This is a genomic window from Methylobacterium sp. CM6247, from assembly GCF_054817925.1.
Genome location: NZ_JBTXKX010000003.1, coordinates 4,097,773 through 4,111,666 on the forward strand (window position 1 = coordinate 4,097,773; position 13,894 = coordinate 4,111,666).

Below are 13,894 nucleotides of genomic sequence, written 5' to 3' on the forward strand. Positions count from 1 at the left end.
TTCATGCGGAGTCCGCCGCGGCCGTACCATCGATGCGGACTGTATAATGATGTCGATGTTCGTCATAACGTTTGCTGGATCTGGTTTAGACGATGCCAATGACCGTCAGTTCCGAAGTCCTGATCGACTATATCTGCGAAGTCGCCGTCATTCCGGAGATGTGGCCCAGTGTACTGGCCGAACTGGTGCGGGTCGGCGAGGGACAAGGCGCGCTTTTGTTCACGACGGTGGGCAGCGAGTTCAGATACGTCACGTCCCCGGGCTTCGAGGCGGGGATCGCCGAATATGTCGCCGGGGGCTGGCCTGCGCGGACCGACAGGCCGGCGCGGTTGTTCGCCAGGGAACATGCCGGCTTCCTCACCGACCTCGACGTCTACACCGCCGCCGAGATGGAGGCGGAGCCGGTCTTCCGGGACTTTCTGCGGCCGAGGGGCCTGGGTTGGGGCGTCGCCAGCGCCATCGCGGTGCCGAGCGGGGATCGGCTCATCTTCAACGTGGAGCGGGAATTCGCGCGCGGTCCCGTCCCCGGCGAGATCGTCGCCCGCCTCGATGCCCTGCGCCCTCACCTCGCCCGGGCAGCCACCATGTCGGCGAGGCTGCGGCTGCAGACCGTCAGGGTGGCGGCTCAGGTGCTCGATGTGGTCGACATTCCCGCCGCGATCCTCGGCAGGCACTCCCAGATCCTGGCCATCAATGCCGGCTGCGCGGCGTTCCTCGGAAGCACCATCCGGGAGGCGCATCGCCTGACCTTGTCCAACCCGGAGGCGGACCGCCTGCTGGAGCGGGCCCTCGAAGGACTGGCGACGGAGCGGCGGACCTCGACCCGGTCCATCCCGATCCCGGCCACGGACGAGCGCGGCCCGGTGATCCTGCATCTCCTGCCGATCCGACGGGCGGCGGCGGACCTGTTCAACGCCGCCTCCGCCATCGCGATCTTCACGCCCGTGGCACAAGGCGCCGCGCCCGACCTCACCGTCCTGTCCGGCCTCTTCGACCTGACCGTAGCCGAAGCGCGGGTGGCGCGCGAGATTGCCCTGTGCAGGACGGTGGAGGACATCGCCCTGCGGACCGGCGTCGCCACCAGCACGGTCCGGACGCAGCTGCGATCCGTCCTGTCCAAGACCGGAACCAACCGCCAAGCCGAACTCGTCGGGCTCCTCGCGGGAACGACCCCGCGGGACTGGCGGACATCGTAAGACGATTGGACGAGCCGATCCGTGTCCTGTTGTCCCGTGGAGTTGCCTGTATGAAAAGCGCCGCCCGCTCGGGTTCGTCGGATCGCCATGACCAATCCTGACCCGCTGCGTCTCGTCGATGCCTGCTACGCAGCCGCCCTCAATGCCTCGCTTTGGCCGGGAGTTCTCGAGCAGGTGAGCGCCTGTCTCGGAGCGCGGGGGACGGTGATCGTCTCCTACGATCCTCGCCGGACGGCGGACACACTCCATTCGGACAGCCTGCGGGAGGTGCACGACGCGTATAACGGCGGGTGGTGGGAGCATGACAGCCGTATCGCCCGCGCGCGGGGGCTCGGGATGCGGCCCGGCCTCGTGGTGGCGGATGCGATGCTGTTCACGCCGGAGGACAAGCGCAAGGATCCCTTCTTTCAGGATTTCTGCGTCAAGCACGGGCTCGACGAACTCGTGGCCTTCTTCGCCCCCGATCCCGGCGGCGGGCTGATGACGGTGAGCGCCCTGCGCGAGGCCGGCAAAGGCTACTTCGAAGCCGGGGAGATCGCCCTCCTCACGCTGTTGGGGCCGCATGTCGCGCGGGCCTTCGACCTCACGGCTCGGCTCGGCGTCGCCCACCGGCAGGCGGCCGATCTCGGCTCGGCCCTGGCGCGCGCAGAGATCGGCGTCGTCCTGCTCGATCGGGGTGGCGCCGTGCGGTTCGTCAATCCCGGCTCCGAGAGGATCGTCGCCGGTTGCCTGAAGATCGCCCCGGGCCTGCCCGTGAGAACCGTCGTGGCGGCCGATGGCCCGAGACTCGACCACCTCGTCGCCTCCGCCCTGGCGGAGAACAGGCCCTGCGCGGCCGAACCCATCATCCTGCGTTCGTCGGATGGGTCCCCCCGGCTGCTGGCGGAGGCGATGCCCCTGCGCACTGGCGAGCCCGGTCTCGAACTAATCGGCTCGGCCAAGGGCGGGGCCCTGCTCCTGCTCCATCCCGTCACGCCGCCAGTGTTGGTTTCCGTTGCCCCGCAACTCGAGCAACTGGGCCTGACGCGGATGCAGGCTCTTGTGGCGATGGAGATCGGCCGGGGAAGCTCGCCCCGGGAGGCGGCGGAATTGCTCGCGGTCCGGGAGGGCACGGTGCGGGTTCACCTGAAAGCGATCTTCGGCAAGCTCGGCGTCAGGCGTCAGAGCGAACTCGCCATCATCGTCGCGCGCCTCGATGCCATCCTGAGCCGACGGCGCGAGCGCGAAGCCGATACCAAACCCTGAATGGTGCAGGCGTCACCCAGTATCATGAACGCAAAAAGCCGCCCGAAGGCGGCTTCTCGCGGAGACCTTGGTCTCGCTCTATCGGTGGGAAGCGTAGACGCTTCCGGCCGACTTAGTTGAAGGTGTCGATCTCAGCCGACTCGTAGCTGGTGACTTCCATGCCGACACACACTTCCTGAACGACGGGGGCAGTCCAAGCCATGATGTTTCTCCTGCGTTGCAAGTCTTCTTTAGAAGACATCTCAGATGCGCGGCACGACCGCGCTTGAGCAATACCTATTGTCCGCCCTGCCCCATAGCAAGCAGAAAGACGGAAATATTCTGCAGGATTCCCTTAGTTTTCTCTCATGGAAAAGAGGGGGAAGCCGCATGCGGACGGACCGCTTCCGTCATGTCCGGGCGAAGGCCGCGGCCTCTTTCACCTGATTCTCGTCGGGAGTTCGGCCCGTATAGAGAACGAACTGCTCGAGAGCCTGCAGTACCACCACGTCGTGGCCGGTGATGACGCGCTTTCCCATGCTTTCGGCCGCCCGTAGGAAGGGCGTCGCCGAAGGCAGCGCCACCACGTCGAAGGCGACGGCGCAGGCAGCGATCTGAGGGGGCGGAAAGGCGAGGGTTTCGGCTTCCGGCCCTTCCATGCCAAGGGGCGTGACGTTGACGAGGAGCGGGGCCTGCGCCTCGCCGATCTCGGGGCGCCAGCCAAAGCCATGGCTTTCCGCCAGGGCCCGTCCGGCCGGTTCATTGCGTGCCACGACCGTGCCATCCACGAAGCCCGCATCGCGCAGGGCCGCGACGACGGCCTTGGCCATGCCGCCGGACCCGCGCAGGAGGAACGGTGTCTGCGGATCGATGCCGTGCTTCTCGAGGAGCAAGCGGACCGCGATGTAATCGGTGTTGTAGCCGGTGAGGCAGCCGGCCTCGTTCACCACCGTGTTGACGCTGTCGATGGCCGCGGCCGAAGCTTCGAGGCGATCGAGAAACGGGATCACGGTCTCCTTGAACGGCATCGAGACGGCGCAGCCACGAATGCCCAGAGCCCGTATGCCGCCGATCGCAGCCGGCAGGTCGGTCGTGGTGAAGGCCTTGTAGACGTAGTCGAGCCCCATGAGCTCGTAGAGCCGGTTGTGGAAACGCGACCCGAAATGACCCGGCCGTCCCGACAGGGACATGCAGAGCGTGGTCTCGCGTCCGATCGGGGGCTTCATCGCGGTCTCCGGTCGCTCGGAGACGCGGCATGCCCCGCACTCCGGCACCGGAGCGATATCACGTCCCGCGATACGTCGCGCCCGTCAGGCCTTGCGGTTGCGCCCGTCGTCCAGGATCGCCTCGGCGTGGTACCAGCCGTCGCAGAAATCCATCCTCGGCAGTTCCATCGGTCGCGAGATGCGTGAAGCGAGGTCCACCACGGCGTTGCTGCCCATGCGTGTGCCTGTCGAATGGGCACGCGCCGATGCTGCAACCTTCCTGGGCACGAAAGCAAAGATTTCGGCTGAATTCCGAGGTGAGCTCAAAGTCATGATCCAACGTCTCCAAAAGCTGCTGGGCCTTCATGCCCCCGACGTCTCGTTATGATATGAGCGGTATCTGATATTTGCACTGGCTAAACGTGAGAAAGGCACGCCATGCCGGTAATTCGAGCATGCCTGAATTTGTTTCATGCGTGAATGTATGGTGCGCTGCCGCCGCCGGACGCCTCTTTCGCTCCTGCTCATGCCGATGACGGACGGCTTTGTGGCGATTGTGCTACGTCATCGGCGCGCTGCCCTCGAGCAGCCGAGCGTATCGTCTTGCTCACATGTGAGGGCGGATCAAATCCAGACCTGCCGCGCATCAGGTCGTTCGGAACCATGACGGCGTAAATATCTTGATCAAGCCTAGCAAGCGCACGCCGATATCATCGCTTAACTTGGGTCAAGCTTTGCCGTGTGCGCATGGATGCGGGAGAACGATCCGGTCCATATTGTGTCCGCCGGATCGATCCCGTTTGGCCTGTCACGACGTCATTCAAACTAAGGAGGAACGAGCCATGGGTCTTTTCAGCAAGGACATCCAGACTCTCGACGATCTGTTCGTGCATACCCTGCAGGACATTTATTACGCCGAGAACCAGATCACCAAGGCGCTGCCGAAAATGATCGCCAAGGCGACCGATCCCGAACTCAAGAGCGGGTTCGAGAAGCACCTTTCGGAGACCGAGGGTCAGATCAAGCGCCTGGAGCAGGTGTTTCAGATGCATGGTCATACGCCGAAGGCGGTGACTTGCCCGGCCATCGACGGGATCATCAAGGAGACCAACGAGGTCTCTGGAGAGATCGGCGACAAGCAGGTCCTCGATGCCGCCCTCATCGCCTCCGCACAGGCGGTGGAGCATTACGAGATCACGCGCTACGGCACCCTCGTCGCCTGGGCCAAGCAGCTCGGCCGGGACGATTGCGCCAGCGTGCTGCAGCAGACCCTGGACGAGGAGCGCGCCACCGACGAACGCCTGACGCGGATGGCCGAGAGCCAGGTCAACCGCCGCGCCGCCTGACCCGATGAAGTCGCCCTCCCCGGTCGGAGGGCGGCCCGTCCGTCAGGTTGGGAAGAATTGGTTGGCTGGGCGCGGCAGGCCGAGATGGTCGCGCAGGGTCGTGCCTTCGTATTCGGTGCGGAACAGGCCCCGACGCTGGAGTTCCGGCACCAGGGTGTCGACCACGTCGTCGAGACCTTCCGGCACGAAGGGGAACATGACGTTGAACCCGTCGCAGGCCCGCGTCACGAGCCATTCCTCCATCTGGTCGGCCACCTCGGCCGGCGTCCCCACCATGGTGAGCCCGCCATAGCCGCCAACACGCTGGGCGAGTTCGCGCACCGTGGCCCCGGTCTTCCGGGCGTAGCCGACGATCTGGGCCTGGGCACTCTTGCTGGCATTGGTCTCCGGGAGATCGGGCAGGGGTGCGTCGAGGTCGAACTCCGAAGCATCGACGCCGAGGCGCACCGAGAGGTTGGCGATGCCGCTGTCCGTGGGCACGAGCGCATCGAGCCGAGCCTTCTTGGCCTCGGCTTCGTCGCGTGTCTCGCCGAGGACGATGAAGGCGCCGGGCAGGATCTTGAGATGGTCGGGATCGCGGCCGGCGGCGGGCATCCTGCCTTTCACGTCGGCGTAGAAGTCCTGGGCGGCGGCGAGTTTCGAACCGGCGCCGAACACCATCTCGGCGGTCTCGGCGGCGATCTGGCGTCCGGCTTCCGATGCCCCTGCCTGCACGATCACGGGCCAGCCCTGGATGGGGCGGGCGATATTGAGCGGCCCCTTCACCTTCAGGAATTCGCCGGAATGGTCGAGGACATGGAGCTTGCCGGGGTCGAAATAGACCCCCTCCTCCACGTCGCGGATGAAGGCGTCGTCGGCCCAGGAATCCCACAGGCCGGTGACCACGTCGAAGAACTCGCGGGCGCGGGCATACCGGACCGCGTGGTCGAGATGAGCGTCCCGGCCGAAATTCAGGGCCTCGTCCGGGTTGCCGGAGGTGACGAGGTTCCAGCCGGCGCGGCCATTCGAGATATGGTCGAGGGAGGCGAACTTCCGGGCCACATGGTACGGCTCGTTATAGGTCGTGGAGGCCGTGGCGATGAGCCCGATCCGTTCGGTGACGGCAGCGAGCGCCGGCAGCAGGGTCATCGGGTCGAAGGACGTCACGGTAGCGCTGCGCTTCAGCGCGGCCATGGGCATGTTCATTACCGCCAGATGGTCGGCCATGAAGAACGCATCGAACTTGGCTGCCTCCAGGCGCTGGGCGAAGCGCTTGAGATGGGGAAAGCTGAAATTCGCGTCCGGATATCCACCGGGATAGCGCCACCAGGCGGTGTGGATGCCGATCGGCCGCATGAAGGCGCCGAGATGGAGGCGACGAGGCTGGGTCATCCGAGGCTATCTCCGTCCGGTGCGTGAAAGCACGACTTCGGAATAGAGCAGCGGAGAGAGAAAAGGCTCCCGGATTTCGAGGGAAATGGCCGGGAAAATCTCAGGGCCGGTTCACCGTCACGGGCGTCGTTCCTGCCACAGGATGGCGGCCCGGCGGGCGACGTCTCGCACCCGCCGGTCGAGGGCGGGATAGCGGCGGAGGGTCGAGACCAGCCGCGCCCGCGCCGCGCCCTTCAGGCCGCGCCAGCCGAGGGAAACGGTGAAGTCCACCAGCGGCAGGGGCTCGACGTTGAAACGGCGTTTGTAATCGTAGTCGCCGATGCTGAAGTCGAACGAGCGGCAACCCTCTTCATGGAGCGCTTCCATGGTCTTGTCGATGACGAGGCGCCCGGGCGAGCAATGGGACCATTCCCCCCCGGCATTGCTGATGCGGATCATGACGTAGGTGTCGGCATTGCGGATGCCGAGCAACGCCGCGACGACCTCGTCGCCCGATGTCAGGGCGCTGACGACGGCGTAGCCGTGGCCGAGGCCCCGTCCGACGAGGCGACGGTAGAAGGCGTCGAACTCGGCCTCGTCGAGGCGGTAATCGGCGCCGATGCTGCGCATGCGCGCCTCCTGCTGGCGCGCCATCACCTCGAGAACCCGCTGGGCCTCGCCCTGGTCGGTGACGATGCGGAAGGCCGTCTCGGGCTCGCGGGAAAACACCCTCCAGCTTCGCTCCAGCTCCTTGCGCACGGTCTTGGCGAGGCTGCGATGATAGGCCTCCCAATCCTCGCCCGTCCTGACCTCGTTGCCGTTGAGCGGGCACGGGGACACACCCCTGAGGAGGGACAGCGGATTGGACCCGTCGGCGAAGGTCGCCGGCATCTTGCGCAGGGAGAGAAGGTCGGCGCGGGGCAGCGCAGAGCGGATCGCCTGCCATAGCTCCAGGGCGCCGGCATGGTCTCTCGGAGCCGCTGGGCCGAGGAGCGGCGCGTTGTAATCGGTGAGGCCGAGATCGGCGAAGGCGATGATGCGGCGGGGCCCCGTCTCGTCGACCACGAGGGGAAGATGCAGCGCGAGCACCCCCGTTGCCCTGTCCCGCGCCGTCACCAGGAGGGGCGTCAGCCCCACGCGGTCTTGGAGCGATTCATACCAGGTCTCGATCCAGACCGGATCCTGAAACGGCGTCGGCGCACCCGTCCATCCGGGCACGCACTCCGTCCAGTCGGATGCGATCGCCACATCGTAGCTCCGCGCTCCGGAGGCTCCCTTTCCCGATGGCGCGATGCTCCGGCGATGGGCCGGCAGCGCCGTCCCGCTCACGCCAGAGCGGAGAGTTCGAGGATCTGGCCCGGTCGGGCCGCATCGAGGCGGAAATCGACGGCACGGCGGGCCGCGCGCTCCTTCTTCACCCAATCACTGTTGCGCAGCAGCTTCTGCATCACCGCCTTGGACCAGTAGCCCGGCCCGGTGATGGCGTGGCTCGCCGGCTCGCGGCCGAAGCGATGGCGCAGCATGCCGTTGGCGAGGTTGACGATCTGCTTGCGGCGGATCGGCTCGTCCACGAAGGAGACCGTCATCGACACGTTGAGGCAGTCGAGGTTCTCGACCCGGTGTGGCGCGTTGAGGGGCCAGCTCAGCATCTGGCCGGGCGACAGCTCCATCACCTGGGCATGGGCGTCGTACCAGGGGGCGTAGGGCATATCGACCTCCACATCGAACAGGGCGATGTCCTCGAGATGCTTCGGCGTCACGAAGGGCGGGGTCGAGGGATAGACGTAGACTCGCTTGGCGCCGATGATCTGCCACAGGTGCTGCCCCGGCAGGTCGGCATGATAATAGACCTGGGCGTTGGGCGACGAGATCAGGATGCCGCAGGTGGATTTCGCCGGAGAGAAGCCGGGTACTCGCTGGGCCAACTCCTCGAACATGGCGTCGAGCGTGTCGCGGTAGCGCCGGTCCACGGTCTCGACATTGCGCAGGTTGAGCCACATCCGCCCCTGGGCGATGGACTCGATCACCTGCGCGCCGGGAAGTCCCCCGGTCTCGCCCTCGCGCCAGAACTTGCGCTGTCCGGCGGCTCCCATATGGACGAGGCTGTACTGGCCGCTTGGATAAGTGTCGATCAGATCGGCCAAGGCCTCCCGCGAGAACAGGGGAGACTGGTGCAGCCGATGCTCGAGCCGCAGCGGCTGATGCCCCCAAAGGGCGCTGTGGGGCTCGTCCCAGGAGGTGAAGATCGGGTTGTTCATGGCTACGGTCAATCCGTATCGTGTCCCGCTGTTCTTCAGATGAGGTGGGTCGGTCCCCCTGCGGGACAGGGCCGATCCATTTCCGGACATCATATCCGACGTTGATAAAATCTTTGCATTCGCGGTGCCGACGGAAAAAGATTCCTGCGTGGGCCGCGTGAATACGGTGTCATGCTCTTCGTAGAAGGGCCGTTGGCGGGTGGATCGAGCGTTTTAAACTGCTCGGCCGAAAGTCTTTCGCAAGCGACGGCCTGCTAGGACAGGCCGGTCACATCCTTCTCCGGAACCTCACCGCATGACGCAACGCCCTGGACCGGGAGAGACGCGGGTACCCTCCCCCTGGCTGCATCTCGTCGGTACGGGGCATCCGCCCTGCGGGGTCGGCGATTTCGCCGGACAGTTGATCGAGGCCCTCAGGCGTCAGGGTCAGCCACAGGAGACCCTCCCCTTGGAGCCGGGCCGCGTGCCGCTCGGCGAAATCTGGCGCGCCGTGGGGAATGCCCGCGCCGTCATCGCCAATCTGCCGCTGGTGCCCTGGAAGCGGGCGCTGATCGGCCCCCCTTCGGCCTTCACCATCGCGTTCCTGCGGCGTCGGCGACGGGTCGCGATCCTGCATGAATGGGGCAGCATGCACCGCCTGCGCCGGCTCGTCCTCCGGCCGCTTCTCCTCTTCGCGGACACGATCGTCCTCCTGTCGCCCCAGGTTCGGGAGGAGCTCGCCGCCGATCCCGTGATCGGCCGTCTCGCGCGGCGGGCGGTGATGATGCCCCTGCCCCCGAACATCACGCGGCCCGAAACCACCGTGCCGAGCGCCCTGTCCGCACAGATGCGCGCCGCCCGCGAGGGAGGGCGTCTCGTGGTCGGTCATTTCGGCTCGATCTATCCGGGCAAGCAGCCGGAGGCGATCCTCGACATCGCCGCCAGCCTGAAGGCACGCGGCGCCGATCCGCTCGTCGTCTTCATCGGTTCGTTCATCCGCGCCTCCGACGGGATTGAAGAGATATTCCGGGCCAAGGTCGCGGCGCTCGGTCTCTCCGAGACGGTGGTGGTCTCCGGCTATGTCGCCTCGCCGGAGGAGCTGTTCGGCCTGTTCGACGAAGTGGACGCCTTCGTCTACGTCCTCCCGGAGGGGCTCACCGCGCGCCGCGCCAGCATCCTGGCCTGCGTCCAGGCCGGCCGGCCGGTCGTCGTCACCGAGCCGGTGCGCGCGGACGAATTCGATCACCATCCGCGCTTCCAGGCGCTCCTGTCCGGTGGGGCCATCGTCCTCGCGCCGGGCGGAGCCGGACCCGAGGCCTATGTCGACCTCGCCCTTGCAGCGTCGACACGGCCGACGCTGCCCCCCGCCATCGATCGCCAAGTCTGGTTCGCCGATGCCGCCGGCAGCCTGAGGGACGCCCTCGGCTGAGGCGCGACCAAGCTTGGGAGGTACGACGCTTGGGAGGTGTGAACTTTGGGAGGTGTGAACTTTGCCCTCTCCCTGGGATCGAAGGGCTGAAGAGGCATGCCATGACCCAATCTGATCCAGGCACCGTGCCGTATGAGAACAAGACCGGCTGGTCCGCGCATTGGGCGGTCGGAGGGCTGGTCGTCGGCTGCGTCGCGACCCTGCTCTGGTTCGGCGCGCTGATGACTCTCGGCGGCTGGGCCGTCGGCATCATCGAGTTCTGAGACTGCCGGACAGGGCGGCCCACTTTCGGGCTGAGACGCCCCCGGGCGTTTCACGCGCTGCGGAAACGGGCGAGGTAGCGCAGACCGAAGACGGAGATCAGGAAGGTGACCCAGACCGGGTCTCCTCCATCGAAGAAGAAGCTCTCCATGCAGGAGAGCAGCAGGCCGAAGAGCCAGACCTGCACGAACATCGTCACCAGCGGGTCGGCCCGGCCGTTCGCTTCGATCCTCATCACGTCCCGCAGGGGGGCGGCGACGAAGATCGCGAGTACCAGGACCAGCCCGGGCAGGCCCAGGGTGACGGCGGTGTCGAGGTAGCTGTTGTGGCTGTGCGAGGCGTATCCGGCCCAGCTCGACCCGTCATCGGACGCGGCGCGCACGGTGACGTTGTTCCAGAATGCCGAGAAGCCGTAGCCGGTGAGCGGACGCGCCGTGAGGGCCTCGATGGCGAACTGCCACACATCGGTCCGGCCGGTGAAGGTGGAATCCACGGGCAGAGCCCGCACGATGGCGGCCAGGGGCTCGCTCACCACCGTGCCGACGCTGAATAGGTTGATCGTGAAGAGCGGAACCAGCGTGAGGAGGATTCGGCCCGCGAGCGAACGGATGACGCCGAACAGGCCCGTGATCGCCAGCGAAGCCACCAGGAGCGCCGTCGCGCTCTTGCCTTCCGAGCCGAGGAGGAACAGCCCCGACAGGGCGACGATGACGAGGCCCACCGTCACGAGCCCCGAACGCGCCACGGCGATGCCGATGAAGACCAGCATGGCCATGACCGCCGCCGCACTGTTCTTATGGCCGAACACGCCGCGCCAATTGCCCGCGAGCATGGGCTCGCCCACGTCCTTCGCCTGATGGATGGCAAGGTCCGGCGCGAGCAGCATGCCGAGATAGCATGCGCCCAGCAGCAGCAGGGAGGCGATGGCGAGGAGGTTGCGCAGATCGTTCCGCGACCGCGCCAGCAAGGGCAGGCAGGCGGCCGCCAGCATCACGGAGCCCGCCAGGGTCAGGCGCTTGACCGACGTCATGGGATCCTGTGACAGAACGACATTGACGGCGAGCCAGGCTCCGAGCGCCAGGAACCAGGGCGAGGCGAAGCCGCGCAAGGCTTTGGCGTGAGCCGGGAGAGTCAGGGCGTGGCACAGCAGCGCGAAAAGGCCGAAGCTCGCATAGGTGAGCCCCTCCCGCCCCGTGGCGAGTTCCAGAACGTCCGGATTGCTGAGATCCTGGAACGGTTTGAGAGAGATCCAGCTGAGCAGCAGGACAGCGAGGAAGACGACCTTCCGCGCGATGAGGATGGCGGGCGTGTCAGCGAGTACCGCCTGCAGGCGGCGCCATCCCCCGGGCGCTGCCCCCGATACCGGCACTCCGATTGCCCCCGTCTTCATCGACCCGCCTCCTTCATCTCCCGCGAGTCCGCAGGCGCGGGGTGCTGGCGCGGTAGGGCTGCGGTTCGATGCCCAGGGCCGCGAAGCAGCGCCCGAGGGCCACGAGGATCGGGTGCAGGGCGATGGTGGGTTCCCGTGTCCGGACCAGATTGAGGATGGCGCGTCCGAACGAGACCCCGAGGATGGCGAAGGATTTGCCGGCCAGGGTCACGAGACCAAGACTGCCCTGCGCATGCTTGCGCTCGATCCGGTAATTGACGGCCCCGATCCGCAGGCCGCGTGCGGCGAGCCATCCCGTCCGCGTGCGGGCGAGAGGCACCGTCTCGGTGATGACCGCATCCGCCTCCCAGTAGAAGGTCACACCGGAGCGGCGGGCACGGGTGAAGAAGTCGGTGTCGCCGCCGCCGAGGAAATTGTAGCTCGTGTCGAAGGGTGGAGCTCCCATCAGCGCGAAGGTGCGCCGCGTAATCAGGCAATTGCCGCTGCCGTAGATCACCGGAACCGGCCCGCTCTTGTCATAGGCGGGGGCGAAGGCGGGGTGGTTGTCGAGGCCGGGCCGTGTTCCCGGTTCGAAGCGCGGGATCACCGGGCCGCCGACGATGCCGACCCCCGTGCGCTGCGCCGTGGCCACCATGCGCTCCAGCCAGTCGGGCTGTGCCAGCTCGTCGTCGTCGATCATCAGGAAATAACGGGTGTCGGGATAGGCCGCGAGGGCAGTGGTGAAGGCCCGGTTGATCGCCGAGCAATTGCCCTGGCGCTGCTCGACCACGCATTGGCCCTGGAGCGGTCCCTTCGCGAACACCGCCTCGGCGGCCGCCAAGCCGGCCTGCGACGCGCCGTCGTTGTCCACCACCACGACGGCGAAGCGGAGGCCGGTCCGCTGGCGCGCCAGGGAGGCGAGGGTCTGGACGAGGTGCTCCGGCCGTTTGAAGGTCGGGACGCAGACCACCGCGTCGAATGGATTGGCGCGCGCCTTCACGACGCGCTTCCGGTGAAGCGCTCAATCACGGTCATCAGCGGCTTGGGCCTCAGGTCGGAATCCAGGGGGAGCGGCCGGTTCGCCGTGCCGTCGGGTCGGGTGAAGTATATCGGTACCCAGGTATAACGATCCGTAATACCCCAGGTAAGGACCGCGCTCGGCGGCGTCACCTCGTTCACCGCTTGGAGGAAATCGGCCGCCTTGCGCGCGATCATCGCATCTCGGGTGGCGGCGTCGGTCGGCAGTCCCACGTCGATCACATCGAGTTCGGTGACCAGAACGTCGAGCTTCAGCGCCTTGATCTCCCGCAGGAAAGCCTGGAGGCCGTCGCGGTCGATCTCCCGATCCGCGAACAGATGGGCCTGCAATCCGATGGCATGAATCGGGATACCTCGATCGACGAGGGAGCGTGCGATGGCGAGGATGCCGGCTCGGCGCATGGCGAAGCGCGGTCCGACGAATTCGATGTCGTATTCGTTGAGGACGAGCCGGGCGGCCGGATCGGCGGCATGAGCCGCCTTGAAGGCGATGGGGATGTACTCGGCGCCGAGGGTCTTCGTCCAGACGAAGGAGCGCAAGTCCCGTGGCGAGACCGGATTTTCGGGCATCGGCTCGTTCACCACATCCCAGGATCCGATGAAGCCGCGATAGCGGGAGACCACCGCTTCGATATGGCTGGTCAGCACCCATTCGGCCTCGACGGGGCTCGTGATCGCCTCCGCCCAGGCGGGCATGCCGCCGTACCAGGCCAGGGTGTGACCCCGCAGGCCGAGTCCGTTGCTACGGGCGAAGGCGGCGATCGTGTCGGCATCCCCGAAATCGAACGTTTCCCGGTTGGGCCGCAGGACCGGCCATTTCAGGCTGCCCTCCGGGACCAGCAAGCGGCACCTCTCCGCCAGGGCGGCGCGATAGCCCGCATCCGCCGCGAGAGCGTCCCCGCGAACCGCCGCCCCGAACGGGATCTTGCGCGGAGAGGCGACGGCGGCGCTATGGGCGAGCGCGCCTTCCAGCCCGAGCGCGCCTTCCAGCCCAAGGATGCCGCCCAGCGCTCCCTTGAGGATGGTCCGGCGATGGGGAGGGCCCTGTTTCATGCCGAGATCCTGGGAAGAGTGAGAAGTCGCCCAAAACGGCACATCCCGCCGGGAGATGGTGGGGAGTTCTGCAAGTTCAGGTCCGTACACAGGTTCTGGGCCGAACAGGGAATGGTATCCGTCACGGATGACCCTGCGATGCATCCATCCTTGTGGGATGCCTCCCGCGATCGGACAGCCGAGACC

The 13,894-nt window shown here is 66.5% G+C and carries 14 protein-coding genes; 5 read left to right on the forward strand and 9 right to left on the reverse strand.

Annotated features, from left to right (window positions below):
- Positions 1-98 precede the first annotated feature (98 nt).
- Together ACYQOP_RS20315 and ACYQOP_RS20320 are read left to right on the forward strand one after the other, a co-directional pair.
- Entirely contained in the window at positions 99-1,196 is a 1,098-nt protein-coding gene (locus tag ACYQOP_RS20315; protein ID WP_461223657.1) for a helix-turn-helix transcriptional regulator, read from the forward strand.
- Between the two features lie 87 nt (positions 1,197-1,283).
- Complete coding sequence (locus ACYQOP_RS20320; protein ID WP_461223658.1) at positions 1,284-2,441, forward strand: helix-turn-helix transcriptional regulator; 1,158 nt, start codon at positions 1,284-1,286, stop codon at positions 2,439-2,441.
- A 112-nt stretch (positions 2,442-2,553) separates the two neighbouring features.
- Here the strand turns inward: ACYQOP_RS20320 and pqqA are convergent, their stop codons facing one another.
- The 3 genes from pqqA to ACYQOP_RS20335 form a co-directional block, all read right to left on the reverse strand.
- Positions 2,554-2,643 carry a pyrroloquinoline quinone precursor peptide PqqA gene (gene pqqA / locus ACYQOP_RS20325; RefSeq protein WP_018043773.1) on the reverse strand — a complete coding sequence of 30 codons (90 nt, stop codon included), beginning with the start codon at positions 2,641-2,643 and terminating at the stop codon, positions 2,554-2,556.
- 187 nt (positions 2,644-2,830) lie between these two features.
- Positions 2,831-3,646, reverse strand: coding sequence for a shikimate 5-dehydrogenase (locus ACYQOP_RS20330; RefSeq protein ID WP_461223659.1), 816 nt, complete (start codon positions 3,644-3,646; stop codon positions 2,831-2,833).
- A gap of 84 nt (positions 3,647-3,730) precedes the next feature.
- A complete protein-coding gene (locus ACYQOP_RS20335) occupies positions 3,731-3,862 on the reverse strand; it encodes a DUF2735 domain-containing protein (protein WP_244477938.1) in 132 nt (43 codons plus the stop codon).
- Positions 3,863-4,467: 605 nt separating this feature from the next.
- Here ACYQOP_RS20335 and ACYQOP_RS20340 point away from each other — a divergent pair.
- A complete protein-coding gene (locus ACYQOP_RS20340; RefSeq protein WP_419951210.1) occupies positions 4,468-4,971 on the forward strand; it encodes a YciE/YciF ferroxidase family protein in 504 nt (167 codons plus the stop codon).
- Between the two features lie 42 nt (positions 4,972-5,013).
- Here the strand turns inward: ACYQOP_RS20340 and ACYQOP_RS20345 are convergent, their stop codons facing one another.
- The 3 genes from ACYQOP_RS20345 to ACYQOP_RS20355 all read right to left on the reverse strand — a co-directional run bounded on the left by ACYQOP_RS20345 (position 5,014) and on the right by ACYQOP_RS20355 (position 8,579).
- Complete coding sequence (locus ACYQOP_RS20345; RefSeq protein ID WP_461223660.1) at positions 5,014-6,342, reverse strand: LLM class flavin-dependent oxidoreductase; 1,329 nt, start codon at positions 6,340-6,342, stop codon at positions 5,014-5,016.
- A gap of 117 nt (positions 6,343-6,459) precedes the next feature.
- Positions 6,460-7,569: a GNAT family N-acetyltransferase gene (locus tag ACYQOP_RS20350; RefSeq protein ID WP_461223661.1), complete on the reverse strand. Its 1,110-nt coding sequence runs from the start codon at positions 7,567-7,569 to the stop codon at positions 6,460-6,462.
- Between the two features lie 77 nt (positions 7,570-7,646).
- A complete protein-coding gene (locus ACYQOP_RS20355) occupies positions 7,647-8,579 on the reverse strand; it encodes a hypothetical protein (protein WP_461223662.1) in 933 nt (310 codons plus the stop codon).
- 295 nt (positions 8,580-8,874) lie between these two features.
- Between ACYQOP_RS20355 and ACYQOP_RS20360 the strand changes: the two genes are divergently transcribed.
- Positions 8,875-9,987 carry a glycosyltransferase family protein gene (locus tag ACYQOP_RS20360; RefSeq protein ID WP_461223663.1) on the forward strand — a complete coding sequence of 371 codons (1,113 nt, stop codon included), beginning with the start codon at positions 8,875-8,877 and terminating at the stop codon, positions 9,985-9,987.
- 101 nt (positions 9,988-10,088) lie between these two features.
- Positions 10,089-10,250 (forward strand): hypothetical protein, encoded by a 162-nt coding sequence (locus ACYQOP_RS20365; protein WP_207411328.1) that lies wholly within the window; start codon positions 10,089-10,091, stop codon positions 10,248-10,250.
- 50 nt (positions 10,251-10,300) lie between these two features.
- On the opposite strand, the gene ACYQOP_RS20370 is transcribed toward ACYQOP_RS20365, so the two are convergent.
- From ACYQOP_RS20370 to ACYQOP_RS20380, 3 genes are read right to left on the reverse strand one after another with little or no spacing between them, the layout of a single operon-like run.
- Complete coding sequence (locus tag ACYQOP_RS20370) at positions 10,301-11,638, reverse strand: O-antigen ligase family protein (RefSeq protein WP_461223664.1); 1,338 nt, start codon at positions 11,636-11,638, stop codon at positions 10,301-10,303.
- 13 nt (positions 11,639-11,651) lie between these two features.
- The gene (locus ACYQOP_RS20375) at positions 11,652-12,617 is read right to left on the reverse strand and encodes a glycosyltransferase (RefSeq protein WP_207411330.1); all 966 of its coding nucleotides are present in this window, start codon (positions 12,615-12,617) and stop codon (positions 11,652-11,654) included.
- Positions 12,614-13,708: an endo-1,4-beta-xylanase gene (locus tag ACYQOP_RS20380; RefSeq protein WP_461223665.1), complete on the reverse strand. Its 1,095-nt coding sequence runs from the start codon at positions 13,706-13,708 to the stop codon at positions 12,614-12,616. The genes ACYQOP_RS20375 and ACYQOP_RS20380 overlap by 4 nt, the downstream gene beginning before the upstream one ends.
- Positions 13,709-13,894: the final 186 nt, after the last annotated feature.

Bases quoted from the DNA above. Each gene is read 5' to 3' on its own strand.
- ACYQOP_RS20365 (WP_207411328.1), top strand. From the start codon at position 10,089: ATGACCCAATCTGATCCAGGCACCGTGCCGTATGAGAACAAGACCGGC.
- ACYQOP_RS20345 (WP_461223660.1), bottom strand. From the start codon at position 6,342: ATGACCCAGCCTCGTCGCCTCCATCTCGGCGCCTTCATGCGGCCGATC.
- ACYQOP_RS20330 (WP_461223659.1), bottom strand. From the start codon at position 3,646: ATGAAGCCCCCGATCGGACGCGAGACCACGCTCTGCATGTCCCTGTCG.
- ACYQOP_RS20360 (WP_461223663.1), top strand. From the start codon at position 8,875: ATGACGCAACGCCCTGGACCGGGAGAGACGCGGGTACCCTCCCCCTGG.
- ACYQOP_RS20355 (WP_461223662.1), bottom strand. From the start codon at position 8,579: ATGAACAACCCGATCTTCACCTCCTGGGACGAGCCCCACAGCGCCCTT.
- ACYQOP_RS20370 (WP_461223664.1), bottom strand. From the start codon at position 11,638: ATGAAGACGGGGGCAATCGGAGTGCCGGTATCGGGGGCAGCGCCCGGG.
- ACYQOP_RS20340 (WP_419951210.1), top strand. From the start codon at position 4,468: ATGGGTCTTTTCAGCAAGGACATCCAGACTCTCGACGATCTGTTCGTG.
- ACYQOP_RS20320 (WP_461223658.1), top strand. From the start codon at position 1,284: ATGACCAATCCTGACCCGCTGCGTCTCGTCGATGCCTGCTACGCAGCC.
- pqqA (WP_018043773.1), bottom strand. From the start codon at position 2,643: ATGGCTTGGACTGCCCCCGTCGTTCAGGAAGTGTGTGTCGGCATGGAA.
- ACYQOP_RS20380 (WP_461223665.1), bottom strand. From the start codon at position 13,708: ATGAAACAGGGCCCTCCCCATCGCCGGACCATCCTCAAGGGAGCGCTG.
- ACYQOP_RS20335 (WP_244477938.1), bottom strand. From the start codon at position 3,862: ATGGGCAGCAACGCCGTGGTGGACCTCGCTTCACGCATCTCGCGACCG.
- ACYQOP_RS20315 (WP_461223657.1), top strand. From the start codon at position 99: ATGACCGTCAGTTCCGAAGTCCTGATCGACTATATCTGCGAAGTCGCC.